14 protein-coding genes and 1 pseudogene are annotated in these 22,500 nt (G+C 70.2%); 13 read left to right on the top strand and 2 right to left on the bottom strand.

Annotation, left to right across the window (positions count from 1 at the left end; translation table 11 throughout):
• Positions 1-367: 367 nt before the first annotated feature.
• The gene (locus Q8W67_RS25475; protein WP_305550748.1) at positions 368-730 is read right to left on the bottom strand and encodes a transposase; all 363 of its coding nucleotides are present in this window, start codon (positions 728-730) and stop codon (positions 368-370) included.
• Between the two features lie 205 nt (positions 731-935).
• Between Q8W67_RS25475 and Q8W67_RS25470 the strand changes: the two genes are divergently transcribed.
• From Q8W67_RS25470 to metB, 9 genes are all read left to right on the top strand, one after another.
• Positions 936-2,162 (top strand): transporter substrate-binding protein, encoded by a 1,227-nt coding sequence (locus tag Q8W67_RS25470; protein WP_305550746.1) that lies wholly within the window; start codon positions 936-938, stop codon positions 2,160-2,162.
• Positions 2,155-3,807, top strand: coding sequence for an urea ABC transporter permease subunit UrtB (urtB, locus tag Q8W67_RS25465; protein WP_305550744.1), 1,653 nt, complete (start codon positions 2,155-2,157; stop codon positions 3,805-3,807). The genes Q8W67_RS25470 and urtB overlap by 8 nt, the downstream gene beginning before the upstream one ends.
• Complete coding sequence (urtC, locus tag Q8W67_RS25460; protein ID WP_305550742.1) at positions 3,804-4,922, top strand: urea ABC transporter permease subunit UrtC; 1,119 nt, start codon at positions 3,804-3,806, stop codon at positions 4,920-4,922. The genes urtB and urtC overlap by 4 nt, the downstream gene beginning before the upstream one ends.
• Positions 4,919-5,629, top strand: coding sequence for an ABC transporter ATP-binding protein (locus Q8W67_RS25455; protein WP_305550740.1), 711 nt, complete (start codon positions 4,919-4,921; stop codon positions 5,627-5,629). The genes urtC and Q8W67_RS25455 overlap by 4 nt, the downstream gene beginning before the upstream one ends.
• Positions 5,630-5,700: 71 nt before the next feature.
• Entirely contained in the window at positions 5,701-6,387 is a 687-nt protein-coding gene (gene urtE / locus Q8W67_RS25450) for an urea ABC transporter ATP-binding subunit UrtE (RefSeq protein ID WP_370693958.1), read from the top strand.
• A gap of 14 nt (positions 6,388-6,401) precedes the next feature.
• The gene (locus tag Q8W67_RS25445; RefSeq protein WP_305550738.1) at positions 6,402-7,349 is read left to right on the top strand and encodes an acetamidase/formamidase family protein; all 948 of its coding nucleotides are present in this window, start codon (positions 6,402-6,404) and stop codon (positions 7,347-7,349) included.
• 395 nt (positions 7,350-7,744) lie between these two features.
• A complete protein-coding gene (locus Q8W67_RS25440) occupies positions 7,745-9,478 on the top strand; it encodes a bifunctional diguanylate cyclase/phosphodiesterase (RefSeq protein ID WP_305550736.1) in 1,734 nt (577 codons plus the stop codon).
• 27 nt (positions 9,479-9,505) lie between these two features.
• Complete coding sequence (locus tag Q8W67_RS25435; RefSeq protein ID WP_305550734.1) at positions 9,506-10,423, top strand: BLUF domain-containing protein; 918 nt, start codon at positions 9,506-9,508, stop codon at positions 10,421-10,423.
• A gap of 161 nt (positions 10,424-10,584) precedes the next feature.
• Positions 10,585-11,748 (top strand): cystathionine gamma-synthase, encoded by a 1,164-nt coding sequence (metB, locus tag Q8W67_RS25430; protein WP_305550732.1) that lies wholly within the window; start codon positions 10,585-10,587, stop codon positions 11,746-11,748.
• Positions 11,749-11,787: 39 nt separating this feature from the next.
• On the opposite strand, the gene Q8W67_RS25425 is transcribed toward metB, so the two are convergent.
• Positions 11,788-12,537, bottom strand: a complete 750-nt coding sequence (locus tag Q8W67_RS25425) for a hypothetical protein (RefSeq protein WP_305550730.1) — start codon at positions 12,535-12,537, stop codon at positions 11,788-11,790.
• Positions 12,538-13,060: 523 nt separating this feature from the next.
• On the opposite strand from Q8W67_RS25425, the gene Q8W67_RS25420 reads away from it, so the two are divergent.
• From Q8W67_RS25420 to Q8W67_RS25405, 4 genes and pseudogenes are all read left to right on the top strand, one after another.
• A complete protein-coding gene (locus Q8W67_RS25420; protein WP_305550728.1) occupies positions 13,061-15,406 on the top strand; it encodes an Orn/Lys/Arg decarboxylase N-terminal domain-containing protein in 2,346 nt (781 codons plus the stop codon).
• Positions 15,406-15,987, top strand: a complete 582-nt coding sequence (locus tag Q8W67_RS25415) for a GNAT family N-acetyltransferase (protein WP_305550721.1) — start codon at positions 15,406-15,408, stop codon at positions 15,985-15,987. Before Q8W67_RS25420 ends, Q8W67_RS25415 begins: the two co-directional genes overlap by 1 nt.
• Positions 15,988-16,416: 429 nt before the next feature.
• Positions 16,417-16,659, top strand: a pseudogene (locus tag Q8W67_RS25410) (IS110 family transposase); the annotation flags it as partial.
• A 767-nt stretch (positions 16,660-17,426) separates the two neighbouring features.
• Positions 17,427-22,499 (top strand): autotransporter domain-containing protein, encoded by a 5,073-nt coding sequence (locus Q8W67_RS25405; RefSeq protein WP_305550715.1) that lies wholly within the window; start codon positions 17,427-17,429, stop codon positions 22,497-22,499.
• Position 22,500: the final 1 nt, after the last annotated feature.

Raw genomic sequence — 22,500 nt, 5'->3', positions numbered from 1 at the left:
CGATGACGATGATGTGGTGAAGGCCGCCGCGGCTTCAAGGGCACCGGGCCTTCGCGAAGCACGACCGCCTGCCGCGGGGATCGGCAGACGGTGTCGTCGGAGGTCTCGATGCGCCGCTGGAGCCCCTTACCCCGGTGCTCCGGCCGGACCGATCTCACGCCCTTAATCGCGGTGGTGCCGGTCCGGTTGCCCGCGTCGTTTCCGCTCCGGAAGCATGGGTGGCATGCGTCTGACGGACGAGCCTCACCCCGCGATGCGGCGGAACGACCTCTGGGAGCGCTGCACACAGGACGCCGGCCTTCTCCAGGCCCGTGAACATGGTGGCGTTCGGATCTTCGGCCCCACGCGATGCCGGCGATCACGGTCCTCAGTTCGCGCTGCGCACGAACGCGAAGCGGCCGACCGAGGCGCCTTGTCCGCGGAAGCGCAGGGCGGCCGGATGCTGCGGGTCGATCGCGGCGCGCTCCGGCCCGCACGCGCCCGGAAGCGGGGCCGACAGGAGCGCCTGCCGCAGGCGGACCACCTCGGCCTTCAGGCGCGCGTTCTCGGCCTCGATGCGTCCGAGCCGCGCCACACCTGCGGGGGGCAGGCCGCCGAGGCGGCGGCGCCAGCGGTAGAAGGTGCGAAGCGAAACGTACGCGCTGGCGCAGATCGCCGCGATGGGTACGCCGGTCTCCGCCTCCTGAAGCAGGAAGGCGATCTCGTCGTCGGTGTGCCGGGATCGGCGCATGCGCAAGCCTCCGGATCGTGTCCTCGCCTCCGCAGCAAGATCCGGACCGGGACGTCAATTTTGACGTTATGCCCGCGCCCCCGCCCGCCTGCCGGGCGGCCCGGCGCCGATTTGCGCAGCCGGCGGGCCGGCCTGCAGCCTCTTTGGCCTTCCGCGCCGCGGCGTGACGTCGGATGATCCCGGCGGTTCGCAGGAGTCGACGGCGATGGTCAGAGTCACGAGACGCGGCTTCATCGGCACGGCGGCGGCCCTCGCGGCACCCGCGATCGTCCGCCCGGCCTGGGCCGCCGACACGGTCAAGCTCGGGTGCCTGTTCTCCTCCTCGGGCACGATGGCCAACATTGAGGGCCGGCTGAACTACGTCGTGCGCATGGCCGCCGACGCGATCAACGCCAAGGGCGGCGTCAACGGCCGGCAGATCGAGGTCGTCACCTCCGATCCGGCCTCCGACTGGCCGCTCTACGCGCAGATCGGGCGGCAGATGCTCCAGCAGGAGAAGGTCGCCGCCCTGTTCGGCTGCTGGACCTCCGTCTCGCGCAAGTCCGTGCTGCCGGTCGTCGAGCAGAACGACGGGCTGCTGTACTATCCGCTGCACTTCGAGGGCGACGAGAACTCGAAGAACGTCGTCTACGTGAACTCCCCGCCAGCGAGTTCCGTGCTGCCGGCGGTGGACTACCTGATGGGGCCGGACGGGGTCTCGGCCAAGCGCTTCTTCATGATCGGGTCGGACTATGTCTGGCCGCGCACCATCAACAAGCAGCTCAAGGGCTACTGGAAGGCCAAGGGCATCCCCGAGACGGCATGGCGCGAGGAATACGTCCCGTTCGGCTTCTCCAACTTCCAGACCCTGGTGAATCAGGTCCGGAGCTTCGCGAGCCAGCCGGGGGGCCAGCCGATCGTCGTGCTCACCGTGGTCGGCTCCTCGATCCCGGACTTCCTGCGCGAGTTCGCCAACCAGGGCATCCAGGCCACCGACGTGCCCATCCTCGGTCTCGACATGGTGGAGGCCGATCTCGAGGGCCTCGACACGGCCAAGCTCGTCGGCCACCTGAATTGCTGGGCCTATCTCCAGGCCGCCAAGGGCGAACGGAACCAGGCATTCCTCTCCGCCTGGGCCGACTACGTGAAGGCCAAGAACGTCCCGTTCAGCGCCGACACGGTGATCGACCCGATGGTCTCGGCCTACGACAGCGTCCACCTTTGGGCGCTGGCCGCCGCCAAGGCCGGCACCTTCGACGTGCCGATGGTGCGTCAGGCCTTCCCGGGCCTCAGCTTCGACGACCCGTCCGGCTACACGCTCAAGATGGAGGCCGAGAACAACTACGTCTCGCGCGGGGTGTTCATCGGCTCGGTCAACGAGAAGCGTGGCTTCGACGTCCTCTGGCAATCGCCCGACGCCCCGAAGCCGGTCCCGTTCAGCCCGTATGGCTGAAGCTCCGGGACGGCTCATCCGGCTGCACGCCGCCCTCCTCGGGCTGGCGCTGGCCGCCCTCGCGCCCGGCACGGCCGGGGCCGCGCCCGAACGTCCGCCGGTGGATCGGCCGGCCCTCGCCGCCGCCCTGTGCGGGCCCCCCGCAGTCCAGGGCCAGGCGGCCGAGGCCCTCATCCGGGCCGCCGCCGACGCGGAAACCGCCGACCTCGCCTGGGCCGGCAACATCCTGCGGGTGCTCACCGAACGACGCTTGGCCTGCACCGACACGGGAGCGGTGATCCTCGACCGGCCGGGCGCGGCCGAGGGCGCGGACGCCGCCACCGGCGCATCGCGGCCCGCCGCGGGCGGCCGCGTTCCGGTGCTCGGCCTGCGCCAGCGCGCCCAGGTCGAGACGGCCCTCGGCGTCGTCGCGCTGCTGAGCGCGCGCGATCCGGAAGCGCGCGGCGCCGGGCTCGCCGCGATCGAGCGGCGCGCCGCGGGTGTCCCCGAGGCGGTGCTGGCCCGGGCCGAGACCGCGGAGGCCGATCCCGGACTGAAGCGCGCGATCATGCAGGTCATGCAGGCCGCAGCGCTTTCCTCTCCGGATCCCGCGCGCCGGATCGGGGCGATCCGCGCCGTGGCGGAAGCGCCTTCGGGGGCGGCCCTGTCGCGGCTGCGCGCGCTCGAGGCAGACCCGGCCTACGGCGCCGACCCGGCCTTCCGGGCCGCGCTCGATTCCGGCATCAGCCGCGTCGGGCGCGCCATCGCGGTCGGCGACGGCCTCGCGGTGCTCTACAATGCCCTGAGCTTTGCCAGCATCCTGTTCATGGCGGCCGCCGGCCTCGCGATCATCTTCGGGCTGATGGGCGTGATCAACCTCGCCCAGGGCGAGTTCATCATGATCGGCGCCTATGCGACCTACGGCGTCCAGGAGCTGTTCCGCCGGCTCGCGCCGGGAGCGATCGACCTCTACCTGATCGCCGCGATCCCGGTGGCGTTCCTGGCGGCGGCGCTGGTCGGCATCGCGGTCGAGGCGCTGATCCTGCGCCATCTCTACCGGCGGCCGCTGATGAGCCTGCTCGCCACTTGGGCGGTCAGCCTGTTCCTGGTCAACGGCGTCCGCGTCGCCCTCGGCACGCAGAACCTGCAGTTCCGCATGCCGCCCTACGTGAGCGGCGGTCTGCCGCTCTACGCCGACTTCATCGTCACCTGGAACCGGCTGTTCGCCATCGGCTTCGCCGCAGGCACGCTGGCGCTGACCCTGCTCATCCTCCGCGCGACGCCGCTCGGCCTCGACATCCGCGCCGTCACCCAGAACCGCGACATGGCGGGCTGCCTCGGCATCCGCACCCGCCGGGTCGACCGCCTCGCCTTCGGGTTCGGCTCCGGGCTCGCGGGACTCGCCGGTGTCGCCCTCTGCCCGATCTACAGCGTCAATCCGGGCATGGGGGCGACCTTCATCGTCGACAGCTTCATGGTCGTGGTGCTCGGCGGGGTCGGGACCGTGCTGGGCACCCTGGTCGCGGCGATCGGGATCGGGGGCGCCAACGTCGCGATCGAGCCGCTCTACGGGGCGGTCGCCGCCAAGGTGATCGTCCTGGTCGGCATCATCCTGTTCATCCAGCGCCGGCCCGAGGGCCTGTTTCCCGCGCGGCGGCGGCGATGAGCGGGAATGCCGAGACGTTCCCTGTCCCCCGCCGCCGCGACGGGGCCGCGCGCCTCGGCGCGCGCATCGCCCGTGATCCCCTCGTGGCGATCCTGTCCGCGGCGATCCTGGGGATCGCCCTGTGCCTCGTTCTGGTCCGGCCGTCCCCCTACCTCGTCAACGCCGCGGGCCAGCTCGCCGCCTTCGCGATCCTGGCCGTGTCGCTGGACCTCGTCTGGGGCTATCTCGGCATCCTCAGCCTCGGGCACGGGCTGTTCTTCGCGGTGGGCGGCTACGTCTGCGCGATGCACCTCGTGGCCCACGCCTACGCGGTGACCGGCATCCCCCCGGACTTCGTGCAATTCATGGGCTGGAAGACCCTGCCCTGGTACTGGGCCGGCCTGACGAACGCGCCCTACGCTCTGGTGCTGGCGCTCGGGCTCGCGGTGCTGGTGGCCTTCGTGTTCGGACTCGCGTCGTTCCGCTCGCGGGTGAACGGCGTGTACTTCTCGATCATCAGCCAGGCGCTCGTCTACGTCGCGATGCTGCTGATGTTCCGCAACGACACCGGGCTCGGCGGCAACAACGGCATGACCGGCTTTTCGCTGCTGTTCGGCTGGCCGATGGGCTCGCCCGGCGTGACGCTGGGGCTGGCGGTGGCGAGCCTCGCGGCGCTGGCGGCGGTGCTGGTCGGCGCCAGCCTGCTGGTCGGGAGCCGCACCGGGCGGCTGATGCTCGCCTGCCGGGACGACGAGACGCGGCTGCGCACCCTCGGCTACGGCACCACGCGGCTGAAGCTCGGAATCTGGTGCCTGTCGGCGGCCATCGCCGCCCTGGCCGGGATCCTCTACGTGCCCCAGGTCGGCATCATCAACCCGCGGGTGCTCGCCCCCGACCTGTCCATCGAGATCGCGGTGTGGGTGGCGATCGGCGGGATCGGCCGGCTCGGGGGGGCGGTGCTCGGCGCCGTCCTGGTCAACGCCCTGAAGTTCTGGCTCACCGCGGCGATGCCGGAGGCCTGGCCCTTCATCCTGTCGGGCCTCGTGCTCCTGGTGGTGCTGGCGCTGCCCAACGGACTGCTCGATCTCGCCGCCCTGCGGCTCAAGCCGACCTGGCTGCGCGGAGGAACCCGATGAGCGGCGGCCTGGCCATCGACGCCCTGAGCGTCGTCTTCGGCCGCTTCCGCGCGCTGGACGACCTCTCCCTCGCGGTCGACGCCGGGGAGGTGCGCGCGGTGATCGGCCCGAACGGCGCCGGCAAGACCACGCTGCTCGACGTGATCTCCGGGATTACGCGGCCGAAATCCGGTCGGGTGATGCTCGGCGACCTCGACCTGACCCAATGCGCCGAGGCGGAGATCGCGAAGGCCGGGGTGCGGCGCAAGTTCCAGAAGCCCAGCGTCTTCCCGATGCTCAGCGTGCGCGAGAACCTGGAGATCGGCTGCGGCGCCGACCTGCCGGCCGCGGCGCGCCCGGCGCGCGTCACCGCCCTGCTCGGCGATGTCGGCCTCTCCGCCCGCGCCGACGTGACGGCAGGCCGACTCAGCCACGGCGAGAAGCAATGGCTGGAGATCGGCATGGTGCTGGCGTCCGAGCCCCGCGTCATCCTTCTCGACGAGCCGGTGGCGGGCCTGTCCGACGCCGAGACCGCGCGCACCGCCGCGCTGATCCAGGCGCTTCGGCGTCCCGACCGGGCGATCCTGGTGATCGAGCACGACATGGCCTTCGTCGAGGCGGTGGCCGACCGGGTCACGGTGCTGCACGACGGGCGAACCCTCTACGAGGGCGGCATGGCCGGCGCCCGGGCCGATGCCCGTGTCATCGAGGTCTTCCTCGGCCGATGAGCGCCGTGTCCCCAGGCCCCCTGCCCGTGGGCTCCCTATCCCCTGCGCCTCCCTTTCCTTCCCCGGCGCGCCTGACGGTCGAGAGCCTCGACCAGCATTACGGCGGCGCGCAGGTGCTGCGCGGCGTCAGCCTCGCGATCGAGCCCGGCCGCTGCCTCGCCCTGCTCGGCCGGAACGGCGCGGGCAAGACCACGCTGCTGCGCTGCCTCACCGGCCTGATCCCGGAGAGCCGCGGCCGGATCCGCCTCGACGGCGCGGACATCACCGGCCTGCGCCCCGACGCGCGGGCGCGTGCCGGCATCGCCTACGTTCCCCAGGGGCGTGAGATCTTCGCCGATCTGACCGTCGCCGAGAACCTGAAGGTCGCGGCCCGCGCCCACGGCCTGGCGCGCACCGAAGCGGTGGACGAGGCGGTCGCCCTGTTCCCGGCGCTCAGGGACCTCTGGTCCCGGCCCGGCGGCAACCTGTCGGGGGGCCAGCAGCAGCAGCTCGCCATCGCCCGGGCGCTCGCCACCCGCCCCCGCCTCCTGCTCCTCGACGAGCCCACCGAGGGCATCCAGCCCTCGATCGTCTCCGCCATCGCGGCGGTGATCGCCGGCCTGAACGGCCGGATCACCGTACTCCTGGTCGAGCAGTATCTCGACTTCGCGGTCCGCCTCGCCGACGCGTTCGTGGTGCTCGGGCGCGGCAGCGTGGTCGAGCAGGGCATGCGCGACACCCTCGACCCCGAAGCCCTGTCCCGTCACATCGTCGTCTGAAGGGAAGACACGCCATGCCGCGCCATCACGAGATCCCCGCGACCCCCGACACCATGGTGCTCGGCTATTTCGACGCCGCGCTGCCGCCCGTGCTCACGGTCGCCTCCGGGGATACCGTCACCCTCCACTCGTTTCCGGCGGGCGGCAAGGAATCGCTCCATCCCGATCCGGCCCGGGTGCCGGCCGACCTGCTCCAGGCCCTCGACACGCTCGTGCCCGGTCCGGGCCCGCACTTCGTCACCGGGCCGGTCCACGTGGAGGGCGCCGAGCCCGGCGACGTGCTGCAGGTCGACATCCTCGACCTCAAGTTCCGCCAGGATTGGGGCTTCGTGGCGATCCTGCCGCTGCTCGGCACCCTGCCGGACGAGTTCACCGAGTACGAGACGGTCCATCCCGACATCGACGTCGCCCGCGGCGTTTGCGTGCTGCCCTGGGGCGCCGAGATCCCCCTCGACCCGTTCTTCGGCATCATGGGCACCGCCCCGCCGGCCGCCTGGGGCCGGGTCGGTACGCCGGTGCCGCGGGCGTTCGGCGGCAACATGGACAACAAGGAATTGAAGGTCGGCACCACCCTGTACCTGCCGGTGTTCAACCTCGGCGCCGGGTTCTACGCGGGCGACGGCCACGGCGTGCAGGGCGACGGCGAGGTCTGCATCACCGCTCTCGAGACCGGGCTGACCGGCACGTTCCGCCTGACCGTGCGCAAGGACCTCGCCTTCGCGTGGCCCTTCGCCGAGACGCCCACCGACCTGATGACGATCGGCCTCCACGAGAGCCTGGACGAGGCGATGCGGCAGGCGGTGCGCGAGATGATCCGCCACGTCTGCGCGCGGACGAGCCTGACCCGCAACCAAGCCTACATGCTGTGCTCGCTGGCCGGAAATCTCAGGATCACCCAGACGGTCGACGGCAACAAGGGCGTACACATGCTGCTCTCGAAGAGCGCCCTCGGGAGCGGCTGACCTCGGGATGCGGCATCCGGGCACCGCTTTCCTGACGCCGCGCCAGGATCCGGAGTTACGATCGTCGAGCCGTGCAACCTCGGATTGACGGCAGATCGCGGGGGGGGGACGGAGGGCAGGTCCCGCCATGCGCCCTTCGTCGGCCCCTCGCCGGACCTGGGCCCGGTATGAAGAAACCTAATCTTTCTGCCCCACAACATTGTTGGATCATGCCACAAAGCGCACGGCACCAACGACGATCCGATAATTTCCGCTAATTGCAGGCAATAGACGAAATAACTTACATCAAGATTGGACTTGGGCGGCCTTAAACCAGAAGTTAGGATCCATCCGCTAAAGGGACGATGTTACCTGTCGCGCGCGCTGCCCGGCAGACCCACCCAAGGCCCTTTGGCATGAGCGCGGATTTCCAGCATGGCGCCGCATCGAGCTGGCGGAGGGCGCCGCGCCCGATCCTGTCGGCCCCGGACGGGATGCCCCCCGCGGCCCTGATCCGCTACATCGACGCGATCCGGCAGGGGCTGCTGATGATCGACGACTCGGGGTCCGTGATCGTGTGCAGCGCACCGGCCAGGCACCTTCTGGCCTGCCTGGGGATGGCCTTGCGACAGGACGCGTCCGCGCTGCACCTGCTGCGCGCCCTCCGGGCCGGGACGGCGCAGTTCCGGGGTGCGGTCCTGCAGTCCGTACGCACCGCGCTCATCGAGCAGCAGCCGGTCACGTTCGAGCTGACGCGCCAGGACCACACGGTCCAGGTTGAACTCCACCCCGCGGCGGGCGGGACCTGGGCCGTCATTCTCGAAGACGTCAGCCGGCGGAGGGCGATCGAGGCCCGCGCCGACGAGATGGCGCGCCTCGATCCCCTGACCGGCCTACCCAATCGCCTCCTCCTGCGCGAGCGCCTCGCCGAGGCGTTGGCACGCCTGCAGCGCACCGGCGAGGCCTGCGCGCTGCTGTTGATCGATCTCGACCGGTTCAAGCCGGTCAACGACACCCTCGGACACCCGATCGGGGATGCGCTGCTGGAGAAGGTGGCAGACCGGCTCCGCTCGACGGTCCGCCCCACCGACACCGTGGCGCGGATCGGCGGCGACGAGTTCGTCATTCTCCAGGCCGGCGTCCGAGATGCCGCGGGTACGCAGGCCCTGGCCCGCCGCATCGTCGACTTGATCGGCCGGACCTACATGGTCGAGGGCCATCTCCTGACGATCGGCGCGAGCGTCGGCGTGGCCCTTGCCCCCGAGGACGGGGCGGATGCCGACAAGCTCCTCAAGAACGCCGACCTCGCCCTCTACCGGGCCAAGCTCGACGGGCGCGGCACGTATCGCTTCTTCGAGTCGGAGATGGACGCGCGCATGCAGGTGCGCCGGAAGCTCGAACTGGACATGCGTCAGGCGCTGGCGCGCCGCGAGTTCAAATTGCACTACCAGCCGCAGCTGCAGCTCGAGACCGACAGGGTGATCGGATGCGAGGCCCTGATCCGGTGGACGCATCCCGAACGCGGATTGGTGTCGCCCCTCGACTTCATCCCGCTGGCCGAGGAGATCGGCCTGATCGTACCGATCGGGGAATGGGTCATCCGCCAAGCCTGCCGCGATGCGATGACATGGCCTGCACAGATGTCGGTGGCGGTGAACGTCTCGCCCGCGCAATTTAAGAGCGACCGGCTGGTTGAGACGATCATTTCGGCCCTGGCAAGCTCGGGGCTGCCCGCGCGCCGGCTGGAGGTGGAAATCACCGAGGGCGTGCTCCTGCAGGAGAACGAGAAGACCCTGCAGACCCTGCATCGGCTCCGCGAGCTCGGCGTGCGCGTCTCGATGGACGATTTCGGCACGGGCTACTCGTCGCTCAGCTATCTGCGCTCGTTCCCATTCGACAAGATCAAGATTGACCGCTCCTTCGTGAAGGACCTGTCGACCAAGCCCGACGGCGAGGCGATCATCCGGGCCATCGCTGGCCTCGGCAAGAGCCTGGGCATGAGCACGGTCGCGGAGGGCGTCGAGACGGTGGAGCAGATGCAGCGCATCCGCCTAGAGGGCTGCACCGATGTCCAGGGCTACCTCATCAGCAAGCCTGTCCCGACCGAAGATCTCGTCCAGATCTTCGCCAGCTACCCGTCGCAGGTCTGATCTCCCTTCCCTCTCGGACGCACTTCCATGAGCGACCTTTACCGCCTCGTCTACGCCAGCAAGAACCTGCTCCAGGGATCGGAGGCCGAAATCACTTCGGCCGTCCGGCAGATCCTGGACGCGTCCCGACGGAACAACGCGGATGTGAGCGTGACGGGCGCACTGATGTTCAACACCGGCGCCTTCGCCCAGGTGCTCGAAGGCCCGCGTCGCGGCGTCGAGGCGACGTTCGAGCGGATTCAGCGCGATCCCCGCCACAGCGACGTGACGGTGCTGCAATGCGGACCGACGGAGTGTCGGGGCTTTGCGAACTGGTCCATGGCGTTCGTGGGTCAGTCCTCCCGCGGGCAGGCCCGGTTCAGCGGCCTCGCGGCCGAGAGCGGCTTCGATCCGGCGCGTCTCGATGGCGACAGCGTCTTCGCCATGCTGCACGGCCTCGTTCTGGAGGAAGAGGGCCTCCTATCCGCCGAAGCCGCTTCTCCGGTGGCCGAAGCACGCGAAGCGGTCGGGCTCGATGTCGAGCAGGTGCGCGCGGAGATCGCTCGGCTTCGGCCGGATGCCGCCGCGGCGCCGGCTGCAAGGGCGCAGCCGGCTAGGACCCTCGACAGCCGGGAGCCGGGGCCCGAGAGTCGCAAGGACATGTCCCGTTCGTCCAATAGGGCCACCGACGCGGCCCTCTGCGTGCTCAAGGCGGCTTTGGCCAGCGAGCGGCAACGCACCACCGAGCTCCGGGCCGAGATCGACGCCCTGCAGGTCGCGCTGGCCTCGGGCGCGGACCGGCTCGACGCCATGCGGGCCGAACGGGATCTCTGGGCCGGGCGGGCGCGGCTCCTCGCACGGGCCATGGCTCAGGAAGCCGATGGCCTCCACCAGGCAGCCCAAGGCGCGGCCCCGTTGCGGGATGGGGCTCGTCCAAGCGGCGGTTCGGACAGCCTCGCCGCCTGATCGGCGTGGCCGGTGTCCGGGGCAGGCCCGACGACCCGAGAGGCGACGATCCACTGAACCGCGCCCTTCGTTCTCTTGAAAGACCGATACGTTCTCCATAAAGAACGTCCGCGCGGCCAGCTCCTTGACGGGCTTGGCCCCGATGGACGGAGAGAAAGCCGATGTCAGAGGGACGAGCGGCGCGCACGATCGCGGCGACCAACGGCGTGGCCCAGGACACGGCGTTCGGGGCCGTCATCGCGCCGATCCACCTGTCGACCACCTTCAAGTTTCCCGCCTTCGAGCAGGCCGGCCCCTACGACTATTCACGACTGGGCAACCCGACGCGCGACCAGCTGGCCGACACGATCGCCAAGCTTGAGGGCGGTGCCCGAGCCGTCATGGTCGCCAGCGGCATGGCGGCCCTCGACCTCGCCCTGTCGAGCCTGCGCCCGGGAGATCTCCTGGTGGCGCCGCACGATTGCTACGGCGGGACGCACCGCCTGCTCAGCCTCCGCGCCGCCCGGGGGCACTACCGCGTCAGCTTCGTCGACCAGACGGACGAGACGGCCCTGGCGGCGGCGCTCGCGCAGGTTCCCAAGGTCGTGCTCGTCGAGACTCCGAGCAATCCGCTGATGCGCGTGGTGGACATCCGCCACGTGACCGCCGGCGCCAGGACGGTCGGCGCGCTCTCGGTGGTCGACAACACCTTCCTATCGCCCGCGCTGCAGCAGCCGATTGCCCTCGGGGCGGATCTCGTCGTCCACTCCACCACCAAGTTCCTCAACGGCCATTCCGACGTGATCGGCGGCGCTGTAATCGCCGCCGATGCGGCTTTGGGCGAGGAGCTCGCCGCCTGGGCGAACACGATCGGGGTCACGGGCTCGCCCCTCGACGCCTACCTGACGCTCCGGGGCGTGCGCACCCTGTTCGTGCGGGTGGAGCGCCAGCAGCAGACCGCCGGCCGGCTTGCGGCCTTCCTGGAGGCACACCCGGCCGTGAGCCGCGTCCACTATCCGGGCCTGCCGACCCATCCGGGGCACGCCATCGCCAGGGCGCAGCAGGCGGGCTTCGGCGCCATGCTGAGCTTCGAGCTGTCAGGCGGGCGGGCGGCGGTGCGCACCCTGGTGGGGGCGCTGCAGGTCTTCACCCTGGCCGAGTCGCTGGGCGGGGTCGAGAGCCTGATCGCGCACCCGCCGACCATGACGCACGCCGCGATGGACCCCGAGGCGCGCACCATCGCGGGTATCACGGACGGGCTGCTGCGCCTGTCGATCGGTCTCGAAGCCGAGGACGACCTCCTGGCGGACCTGGCCCGGGCCCTGGAGGCGGTCGCCGGCGCCTGAGCGGAGCTGGCCGGGCGGAACCGTCCGGGCCGGCAGCGCTCAGTCCTCCTCGATCGCGCTCAAGCGTGCCTCGCGCAGCGACTGGGAGCGCTCGCCCGCCTCGTCCCGGCATTTCAGCACATGGACGGCCCGGTTGACGACCTGCAGGTTCGGCGCGCCCCAGAAGGCGAGCAGGCTCGGCCAGGGCATCGCGCGGTGCTCGCGCCAGACCCGGTAGAGCGGCAGCGCATGATCGACCTCGGCGGTGCGCAGCAGCCGCTTGCCGGAGGTCGCGCACCGATGCCGCTGGCGGAGCTTCAGCGCGCGCACCTGCGCGTGCGGCGCGATCCAGAACTTCCAGGCCGCGACACAGGCGGCGTGCCAGCCGGCATTGCCGTTCGGCACGCCGCGGCCCCAGAGGTCGTGGTGCCAGCCGAACCGGTAGACCGGCTGGCCGCAGATGCAGCAGGCGCCGCGGCCGCGCGCGAAGGCCGGCTCGCGAAACGGGGCCGGCGGCATCCGGAAGCTTGCCGCGCGGCCGTTGGGGCCACCCTCGCCGAGCTGCCAGGTCCAGCCCTCCGGCGAACCCGAGCGGGCCGCCAGGGCCCGCGCGAGCCGGTCCGCCCGTAGGATATGGTTCCGCCAGTAGCTCTCGACCGCCAAGCGCGGCGTAGGCGGGATCAGGGGGCGCGTGAGGGCGTGGTGCAGGACCGGGGCGGGAAAGATCGGCGGCAGGGCCCGTTCAAGACGAGCCCTGGCCTTATCGTTCTTCAGATCGCGCCAGGTCGATGTCGTCTTCGATGCCATCATGCCGGGGCGGTGCTAACCCGCGGCGGGCGGCAAGGCGACAGCATCCGGGACACAGGGCGACGGTGCCGCGCGGCCAGCCGGCGTTACGATTTTGTTTCCCGTGAAACATCGGACCGGGCCGCGGCTCGGGCCCTCGACGGAGTCGCCGTAGAGCGAGACGGCCTCCCACGGCCGCACCATCAGGCCGACCCGCGGCCGACGCAGGCCCGGCGTCAACAGGATGGGCTCGTCGAGGGTCGAGAGCGTAGCGGTCGCCGAGCCCCGATGACGGAGGGCACGAGCTACGGCGCGTAGGGGTTCGACAGGCAGGCGCCCGGCGGGAAACCGTCGCGCCGTATCCTCGTTGTAGGCGGAAGCTTGCACCACCTTGCACCACGAAGCGGACTGGAGCCCTTGGGTTCTCCGGACACGCCTCGGATCCGCACCGGACACCGGAACTGGCCCCACGCGCGACACCGCGTCATCCAAACGTCGCAGTCCGGCCAGAAAGGCACTCCCTCACTTCCGAGGCACGAGAGGCCCCATGGACTTCCACCGTCGATTCACGGTCCTGATGTGCGCCCCGGCCTTCGATCCGGACGACCTGGAGGGCGCGCGCGTCGCTCAGATCGTGGCGGCGGTGGAGCATCGCGGCTTCGAGGTGGTGCGGGCCCGGCGCGTCGAGGACGCGGCCATCGCCGTGCAGACCGACGCCGCCATCGGCTGCATGGTGGTCGACTGGGGCAAGCGCGGCCTCGACGGCAAGGCCGCCGCGCTCATCGACATGATGCGCAAGCGCGGCCTGGAGATGCCGATCGTCATCATGGTCCGCCGCAAGCGGCTGGAGGACATCCCGGTCGAGCTCCTGGACTTCATCGACGGCTACATCTTCCTGGCCGAGGAGACGCCCGAATACATCGCCCGCGGCCTCGTCAGCCGGGTGACGCAATATGCCGAAACGCTGAAGACGCCGTTCTTCGGCGCGCTCGTGGATTACGCTGAGAAGGGCAACCAGCTCTGGACCTGCCCGGGGCATAACGGCGGCATCTTCTACAATCGCTCGCCGATCGGCCGGATCTTCGTCGAGCATCTCGGCGAGGCGATCTTCCGGGACGACCTCGACAATTCGGTGCTCGACCTCGGCGACCTGCTGACCCACGAGGGGCCGGCGCTCAAGGCCCAGAAGGAGGCCGCGCGGATCTTCGGGGCGGAGAAGACCTATTTCGTCCTCAACGGTACCTCGGCCTCCAACAAGATCGTGCTGTCCTCGCTGGTGGCCGAGGACGATCTCGTGCTGTTCGACCGCAACAACCACAAGGCCGCCCATCACGGGGCGCTGTTCCTGGGCGGCGGCATCCCGATCTTTCTGGAGACGGACCGCAACGCCTACGGGCTGATCGGCCCGATCTACCACGAGGCCCTCGATGAGACGCGGATCCGGGAAAAAATCCGCCGGAACCCGCTGGTGACCGATCCGGAGGCGTGGCGCCGGGAGCGGCCGTTCCGGGTGGCGGTGATCGAGCAGTGCACCTACGACGGCACGATCTACGACGCGCAGGTCATCCTGGAGAAGATCGGCCACCTCTGCGACTACATCCTGTTCGACGAGGCCTGGGCGGGCTTCATGAAGTTCCACCCGCTCTACGTCCGCCGCTTCGCCATGGGGCTCACCGGTCTCGACGAGACCGCGCCCGGCATCGTCGCCACACAATCGACCCACAAGCAGCTCGCGAGCTTCTCCCAGGCCTCGCAGATCCACACCCGGGACGGCCATATCCGCGGCCAGACCCGACGCGTCGAGCACAAGCGCCTGAACGAGAGCTTCCTCGTCCACGCCTCGACCTCGCCGTTCTATCCCCTATTCGCCTCCCTCGATGTCGGCGCCCAGATGATGAAGGGCCGCTCGGGCATGATCCTGTGGGACGACACGATCCGGCTCGGGATCGAGTGGCGCAAGAAGGTCCGGGCGATCCGGCGGGAATTCGAGGAGAACGAGGCCGACCCGCTGCGGCGCTGGTTCTTCGACCCGTTCGTGCCCGACCGCGTGACCGGCCCGGACGGCGCCGAGATCGCATGGGAGCGCGTGCCCACCGACGCCCTCGCGGCCGAGCCGCGCTACTGGGAACTCGCCCCGGGGGCGGAGTGGCACGGCTTCAGCCACGTCGCGCCGGGCTACGCGATCACCGACCCGAACAAGCTCACGGTGCTCACCCCGGGCTTCGACCGGCAGACCGGGGCCTACGCGGCCCACGGCGTGCCGGCGCCGATCGTCGCGCAATACCTGCGCGAGAACCGGATCGTGGCCGAGAAGAACGACCTGAACTCGCTGCTCTTCCTGCTGACGCCCGGCGTCGAATCGTCCAAGGCCGGGACCCTGATCTCCGGCCTCGTCGCCTTCAAGCGGCTCCACGACGACAATGTCCCGCTGGAGGAGGCCATGCCGGAATTCGTGGCGCGCCGGCCGAACCGCTACCGGGGCGTGCGCCTGCGCGATCTCTGCGCCGAACTCCATGCCTTCCACCGGGAGGCCGGGACCTCCGCGCTCCAGCGCCGGCAATTCGCCCCGGAGCACCTGCCCGAGATGGTGATGGCGCCCAAGCGGGCCGCCCAGATGCTGACCCGCAACAAGGTCGACTACGTGCCGATCGCCGAGGCCGAGGGGCGCATCGCCACGACCCTGATGCTGGTCTACCCTCCGGGCATCGGCACGGTGCTGCCGGGGGAACGCCTGGACGCGCGCGCCAAGCCCATGCTCGACTATTTCAAGATGTTCGAGGCTTCCGCCAACCTGTTCCCGGGCTTCGAGGCCGAGATCCAGGGGGTCTACCGCGAGGTCGATCCGGACGGGCGGATCCGCTTTCACACCTATGTCGTGCGGGACGGCGCCTGATGGAGATCGCGCTCGAAGAGGGCGGCCCGGTCCCGGCGCGGCCCTGCCCGGACATCGTCATCCGCCCCTCCTCGGACGCGGATGTCGAGGTGATGGTGGCGATTTACCAGCACCACATCAGCAAGGGCGTCGGCGATGTCGGCGCCTTCGAGGAAGAGCGGCTGCTCCCCGACGACCTGAGGCGTCGGCGCAAGACCATGCGCAAGAAGCGCCTGCCGCACCTCGTCGCCGAGCGCGGCGGCCAAGTGGCGGGCTACGCCTACGCGGTGCCGTTCCGGAAGCGCCCGGCCTATCGCTACACCCTCAAGCACTCGATCTACGTGCATCCCGACCATCTGCACGCGGGGATCGGGCGCCGCCTCCTGCCGGCGCTGATCGAAGCCTGCGCGGCGGGCGGCTACCGGCAGATGATCGGCTACATCGACGCGCAGAACGCGGCCTCCCTGCGCCTCCACGAGACCTGCGGGTTCACTCGCGTCGGCTACCTGAAGGCTGTGGGGTTCAAGTACGGCCAGTGGTCGGACAGCGTGATGGTGCAGCGGGCGCTGGGCACGGGGTCCGACGACCAGCCCGGCGCGTAGGGCGCAGGCCCCACCGGCGCGCATCATCTGCCCACCAAGCCGGCATCGGGCGCGCGGCCGAGCCTTTTGCCCGGTTGCGCACAATCGGACCGGCCCTGATCGGCCGGCGACCGCCTGCCTCCAGCCTCGATGACGGCCCGCACGGACCGGGCGCATCGCCGCCGAGCCCGATCCACCGGGGTTGCGCCCGGGCCGGCCGCGTTCGCCCGCCCCGCACACATTCTCTTGACGTGGCTCGATTGAGCGACGGATCGCCTTGTATCTCTGAGTTGCCCGCTGGCGCGAAGCCAGCGAGGCTACACGGTGAGGGTCAGCCCGCGTTCGCCTTGGGCTTGCAAGCCCGCGGCAGAGCATGGTGCGGCCCTCACCTCCACCGTCCCGAACCCGGACAGCCTCTCAGGCCCGAGCCCGCATTTGCAGGGTAGGGTCATGGACGAACCACGTACCATCTTCGTCGAAATCGACGTGTCCAAGGACCGCCTCGACGTTCATCTCAGACCGTCGGACGAGGCCTTTCATGTCCCTCGGGACGCGAAGGAGCTGGAGGCCCTCGCGCGCCGCTTCAGTAGCCTCCCGGTTGCCCTCGTCGTCCTGGAAGCCACTGGCGGCTTCGAGGCGAGCGTAGTTTTAGCGGTCGCAGCTCCGTCGTGCGGGCGCTGTCGGGAAGAACCTAGCCCATAGCGCATCCCTCGCAGCAGGATGGTCAACCGTACCACCACACCGCGGAATCAAATGCCGAGCACCCGGCGCAGGACCGGCTCGCATGGCGCTGACGCTGTAACTGACTCGACGTCACCGCTGAGTGTCTCATGCCGCCGTTCGGCGGCGTCAGCCGTCGCGCTTCTCCGACACGCGCAAACGTTCCATCGGCCAGCCGGAATGCTGCGGCGTGACATTTCGATCACAGATCTTGCGGAAACACCTTCTCCAACGCTGACGGCAGAGCCATCGACTCATACGCCTTCAACGAAGACAAGCAAATACCGTGCCAGCTTGAAATGTAGCCGACCACAACTTCGGACTCACCCCGCAGCAGGCTGCGATCTTTATTGCTTTCCAGTCACGAATAAAAGTGGCCATTCCCAGTATTTACGAAACGCATCCCTCACTTGCGCGATGTATTTTTCGATCCATAATCTGTGACGCTTCAACTTTCGACTGAAGCAGGCCAATGTTAACGGCGAATTTATGCGGAATAGGATGGCGTTTTTCCATCCCTGAGAGAGATCGATCGGTTGAAGATGGATATACAGCCGTACATCGACAGCATTCCACAGCGCAGACTCAATCTTCGCCGATTGATCGCGACCGCACTGCGCCGATCGACCCTTGGGCTGGCGGCCTTTGGCGCGTCGGTCTCGCATCACGCGATCGCACAGAGCCTGGCCAGCAGCGACCCCGCGACTTGGCGCACACCGGAATACCAAGCCGATTGGGGCTTGGAAGCGATACGCGCCGCCGATGCCTATGCGGCCGGCTACACCGGCCTGGGCATCATCGTCGGGGTGGTCGATTCCGGCATCGACCGTGCGCACCCGGAATTCGCCGACGGACGCGTCAAGCCGGTCACGCTGACGGGGACTTTTGGATCCGACGGGTTCTACCTCATGGACAGTTCCGGAAATCCGGAATCCGGCTCCCCAAGCTGGAGCCTGTTCACGAAAGGCCAAGCCTATGATGTTCCGGGCACGTACGATCCCGAATACAATGACCCACACGGCACGCATGTAAGTGGGACGATCGCGGCTTCCCGCGACGGCGTCGGCATGCACGGCGTCGCCTTCGATGCCAACGTCTATGTCGCCAATACCAAAAGCATCGACTTCTCGAGACACGGCTCAAACATCGATTATAGCTATTTCAAGAACACTTACGAGACCCTCGCCCTGACGGGCGCCCGAGCCATCAACACGTCCTGGGGCGACCCACCCCTGCAGGACAATTACAATACGACTGCCGGACTCGTCGGCGCATACGCGACCTTCTCCGGGAAGAAAACTCTTCTCGACGCGATGGATGAAGTGACGCAGAAATATGGCGTCATTCAAGTCGTCATTGCAGGAAACACCGCCTTCAGGAACTCTGATATCCGGGCCTCCCTTCCGTATTTCAGGCTGGATCTGGAGAGCCGCTGGCTCGCCGTCGGGGCCGGCGAGCAAACGAAACAGAACGATTATAGACCCGAAAGCTTAGCTATAGCGGGCTATTCGGATAAAGCCGGTGTCGACAAGTACTGGTACGTAGTGGCACCAGGAAGTAATATCTTTAGCACAGTCCCGCAATACACGCCGGGCGCTCCCTGGAATCCTCCAGAGTGGGGCGTCGATCCGAACCGACAGACTGGCTACACGACGATCAGCGGCACCTCCATGGCCGCGCCGCATGCCACGGGCGCGCTGGCCGTGATCATGCAGCGCTATCCGTACATGACCAACGAGCAGGCCCGCGACGTCCTGCTCACCACCGCCTACCACCGCAACGCGGTCGACGGCGTTCCGGACGCCAACCCCAACGCCCCGAACGCCGTCTGGGGCTGGGGCGTGATCGACCTCAACAAGGCCATGAAGGGACCCGGGCAGTTCCTCGGGCCCGTCGCCGCAAACCTCCCCGCCGGCACGAAGGATACCTGGTCCAACGACATTTCCGAGGATGCCCTCGTCCAGCGCAAGCAGGAGAACGACGCCGAAGCCGGGGCATGGCCGACCCTCAAGGCTGCGCAGGCCCGGCAACTCACCGCCGCCGGAACCCAAGAAGCCAGTGGGATCGTCGGGGACGTATTGAACAAGCTCCTGACCGGCCTGAACTCCAGCGCTTATCGGGCAGCCGTGGAGGCTGCTTGGCGTGAAGCCGATCAGAACCTGATCGTGAGTTCAATACTTACAAAGCTAACGTCGGAAAACCCTTACTGGGGCTATATTTCCGATGATGCATACAGGCCGTATGCAATCCGCACTCTGGATCAGCAGATCTCAGCCCTCGACTCGGCGAGCATCGCGCAAGCCCAGGCAGCTGCAAGCGAGCTGTGGCCGCACTATGTGGCAGTCAAGGAGACCCGCCTCGCCTCCTTCGCCTCGATCCCGATCCGGGGCAGCCTGATCAAGCTGGGCGGCGGCACGCTGACGCTGACGGGCACCAACACCTATTCCGGCGGCACCACCTTGGCGGGCGGCATCCTGTCGGTGGCGCGCGACGCGAGCCTCGGCGCCGGCTCCGCTCCGCTCACCTTCGACGGCGGCATCCTGCAGGTCACCGGAACCGGCTTCACCGCCACGCCACGCCCGATCACCTGGGCCGATGGCGGCGGCGGCCTCGACATCGCCGACCCGGCCAACACCTTCACCCTGGCCCAGTCGCTCTCGGGCCCCGGTGGCCTGGCCAAGCTCGGCGCCGGCACCCTCGCGCTCTCCGGAACCAACAGCTATGCCGGCCCCACCCTGGTGGCCGCCGGCATCCTCCAGGCCAGCGGCGGCAACGCCATCGGCGATCGCAGCGCCGTCCTGGTCGGCGCCGGCGCGACCCTGGCGCTCGCCGACAGCGAGACCGTCGGATCGCTGGCCGGACAGGGCCGCGTCGCCCTCGGATCCGCCCGCCTCACCGCCGGCGGCGACGGCTCCTCCACGACCTTCGCCGGAACCCTCGACGGCAGCGGCGGCCTGACCAAGGCCGGCATCGGCACCCTCACGCTGACCGGCGCCAACACCTACGCGGGCGGCACGACCATCGCGGCCGGAACCCTCCAGGTCGGCGCCGGCGGCACCGCCGGCAGCCTCGTCGGCGACGTCGCCGATGCCGGCACCCTGGCGTTCAACCGCGCCGACGACACCACCTTCACCGGCATCGTCTCGGGCACCGGCGACCTGGTCCAGCGCGGCCCCGGCACCCTCACCCTCACCGCCGCCCACGGCTTCACCGGCCTGACCACCGTCGCCGCCGGCGGCCTCAGCCTCACCGCCACCGCCAGCCTGGTCTCGCCGGTGGTCACCCTGGCGGGCACGACGCTGACCAACGCCGGGACGCTCGCCGGCGGCCTGACCAATGCCGGCACCGCCACCACCAGCGGCACGATCGCGGGCGGGCTGACCAACACCGGATCCCTCACCGCCACCGCCGGCGCCCTCAACGGCGCCGTCCGCAACGCCGGGCAGCTCGCCGTCACCGGGCCGGTCACCGGCGATGCCGGCCTCACGAACGCCGCCAACGCCAGCCTGACCATCGCCGGGCGCTACCGCCTCGCCGGGGCGCTCGGCAACGCCGGCACCGTCGCGGTCACGGATGGCGGCAGCCTCGTCGCCGGCAGCATCGCCAATGCCGGCCTGCTCACCGTCGCGGCGCAAGCCAGCGTCGTCGACGACCTGCTCAACACCGGCCGCCTGATCAATGCCGGCCGCTACACCGCCGACGCCGTCAACGCCCCGGGCGGGACCCTGATCAACACCGGGACCTTCACCACCGTCTCCGCCCCGCTCGCCAATGCCGGCATCCTGGTCACCACCGGCACCCTCTCCGGCGGGCTGGCCAATACCGGCTTCGTCCAGGCCTCGGGCGTGCTGGCCGGGCCGGTGAGCAACGCCCCGGGCGGCGTCATCGCGCTCACCGGCGCCACCACCGGCATCGCCCGCCTGAGCAACGACGGCGCGTTCGACCTCGGCGGCACCGCCCTGACGGTCGGCTCGCTGACCGGCACCGCCGCCGCCGCGACGCTCGGCAACGGCCGGCTCACGGTCGGCACCGACGACAGCTCGACCCTCTACGCCGGCCAGATCGTCGACGGCTCCAGCGCCACCAGCCTGACCAAGGTCGGCGCCGGCACCCTGACGCTCGCCGGCCTCAACAGCTTCTCGGGGCCGGTCAGCGTGCAGGGCGGCGAGCTCGCCGTCACCGGCGCCCTGCCCAACGCCGCCCTCAGCTTCGGCGCCGGCAGCCGGCTCACCGGCGACGGCTGGTTCGGCAGCCTCAGCCTCGGCGCCGGCAGCGTGCTCAGCCCCGGCGCCGCCCCGGGCGCCGGATCCAGTGCCCTCGGCCGGATCAGCGTCGCCGGGACCCTCACCCTGGCGCCGGGCTCGGTCTACCGGGTCGACGCCACCGCCGACGGCCAGGCCGACCGGGTCGCGGTCGGCGGCACCGCCACGGTGGCGGGCGCCCGCGTCGAGGCGGTGGCCGGCGCCGGCGCCTACGCCCCGCGCACCCGCTACACCATCCTGACCGCCGCCGGCGGCATCCAGGGCCGGTTCGCCGGGGTGTCGAGCACCTTCGCGTTCCTGACCCCATTCCTGGGCTACGAGCCCGGGGCCGTGACCCTGACGCTGGCGCGCAACGACCTCGACTTCGCCGCCGTGGCCCGGACCCGCAACCAGCGCGCGGCGGCCGCCGCCGTGCAGGCCGGGGCGGTGGGCTCGGCCCTGTACGACGCGGTCGCGACCCTGTCGGCGCCCCAGGCCCGGAACGCCTTCGCGGGGATGGCCGGCGACGGTCATGCCAGCCTGGCCTCGACCGCGTTCGCCACCGCCGGCCTGGTGCGCGAGGCGGTGCTCGACCGGCTGCGCCGGGGCGCGGCCCCGGAGGCGCGGGATTACGGCACCCTGCCGGCGGCCTACGCGGCCGACCGGCCCGGGCCGCCGCCGGAGCCGGGCGACGTGCCCGCGCGGGTGTTCGACCCGCGGGTCGCCGGCCTGTGGGGCCAGGGGCTGGGCAGCCTCGGCCATGCCCGCGCCGACGGCAACGCCGCCGGTCTGTCGCGCCAGAGCGCCGGCTTCGTCATGGGCCTGGATACGCGCCTGGACACGCGCCTGGACGGGCGGGTCGGTGGCCTGCGGCTCGGCGTGGTCGGCGGCCACCTGGAGACCAGCCTGGCCAGCCCCGGCCAGGTCCAGACCGGCACGATCGCAAGCACGTTCGGCGGCCTGTACGGCAGTCTGGAGGCGGGCCCGGCGGTCGTGCGGTTCGGGGCGCTGGCGGCCGACGAGCCGGCGCGGCTGCGCCGGGTGGTGGCGTTCCCGGGGCTGACCGATACCCCCACGGCCCGCACCCAAGGACGCAGCGTCCAGGGCTTCGGCGAGGCCGGCTACCGGATCGCGCTCGGGTCCGGGTGGGGGCTGGAACCGTTCGCCGGCACCGGCGTGGTGGCGCTCGGGCGCGACCGCTTCGCCGAGCAGGGCGGGGCGGCGGCGCTGGCGGGGGCGGCGCGCGGCAGCCTGCTGCCGACCGCCACCGCGGGCCTGCGCGCGGAGGCGGGGCTGGATCCGGAGGCGGCGCTGCCGGTGTTCGTGCACGGCCTGGCGGGCTACCGGCGCACGTTCGGCGACGTCGTGCCGAGCGCCGGGCTGGCGTTCCGCGGCACCGGCGCCCGGTTCGTGAGCGCGGGCCTGCCGATCGACCGCGACGCACTCGTGGCCGAGGCCGGGCTGGCGGTGATGCTCAGCCCGGCCGCGACCGTCGGCCTGTCCTACACCGGACAGATCGGCGCCAGAGCCCAGGACCACGCCGCAAAGGGCGCCTTCACATACAGATTCTGAG

This window comes from Methylobacterium sp. NEAU K, assembly GCF_030700285.1.
Taxonomy (GTDB): domain Bacteria; phylum Pseudomonadota; class Alphaproteobacteria; order Rhizobiales; family Beijerinckiaceae; genus Methylobacterium.
This window is presented reverse-complemented; position numbering and strand designations above follow the sequence as displayed.

Bases quoted from the DNA above. Each gene is read 5' to 3' on its own strand.
- Q8W67_RS25475 (WP_305550748.1), bottom strand. From the start codon at position 730: ATGCGCCGATCCCGGCACACCGACGACGAGATCGCCTTCCTGCTTCAG.
- Q8W67_RS25470 (WP_305550746.1), top strand. From the start codon at position 936: ATGGTCAGAGTCACGAGACGCGGCTTCATCGGCACGGCGGCGGCCCTC.
- urtB (WP_305550744.1), top strand. From the start codon at position 2,155: ATGGCTGAAGCTCCGGGACGGCTCATCCGGCTGCACGCCGCCCTCCTC.
- urtC (WP_305550742.1), top strand. From the start codon at position 3,804: ATGAGCGGGAATGCCGAGACGTTCCCTGTCCCCCGCCGCCGCGACGGG.
- Q8W67_RS25455 (WP_305550740.1), top strand. From the start codon at position 4,919: ATGAGCGGCGGCCTGGCCATCGACGCCCTGAGCGTCGTCTTCGGCCGC.
- Q8W67_RS25445 (WP_305550738.1), top strand. From the start codon at position 6,402: ATGCCGCGCCATCACGAGATCCCCGCGACCCCCGACACCATGGTGCTC.
- Q8W67_RS25440 (WP_305550736.1), top strand. From the start codon at position 7,745: ATGAGCGCGGATTTCCAGCATGGCGCCGCATCGAGCTGGCGGAGGGCG.
- Q8W67_RS25435 (WP_305550734.1), top strand. From the start codon at position 9,506: ATGAGCGACCTTTACCGCCTCGTCTACGCCAGCAAGAACCTGCTCCAG.
- metB (WP_305550732.1), top strand. From the start codon at position 10,585: ATGTCAGAGGGACGAGCGGCGCGCACGATCGCGGCGACCAACGGCGTG.
- Q8W67_RS25425 (WP_305550730.1), bottom strand. From the start codon at position 12,537: ATGATGGCATCGAAGACGACATCGACCTGGCGCGATCTGAAGAACGAT.
- Q8W67_RS25420 (WP_305550728.1), top strand. From the start codon at position 13,061: ATGGACTTCCACCGTCGATTCACGGTCCTGATGTGCGCCCCGGCCTTC.
- Q8W67_RS25415 (WP_305550721.1), top strand. From the start codon at position 15,406: ATGGAGATCGCGCTCGAAGAGGGCGGCCCGGTCCCGGCGCGGCCCTGC.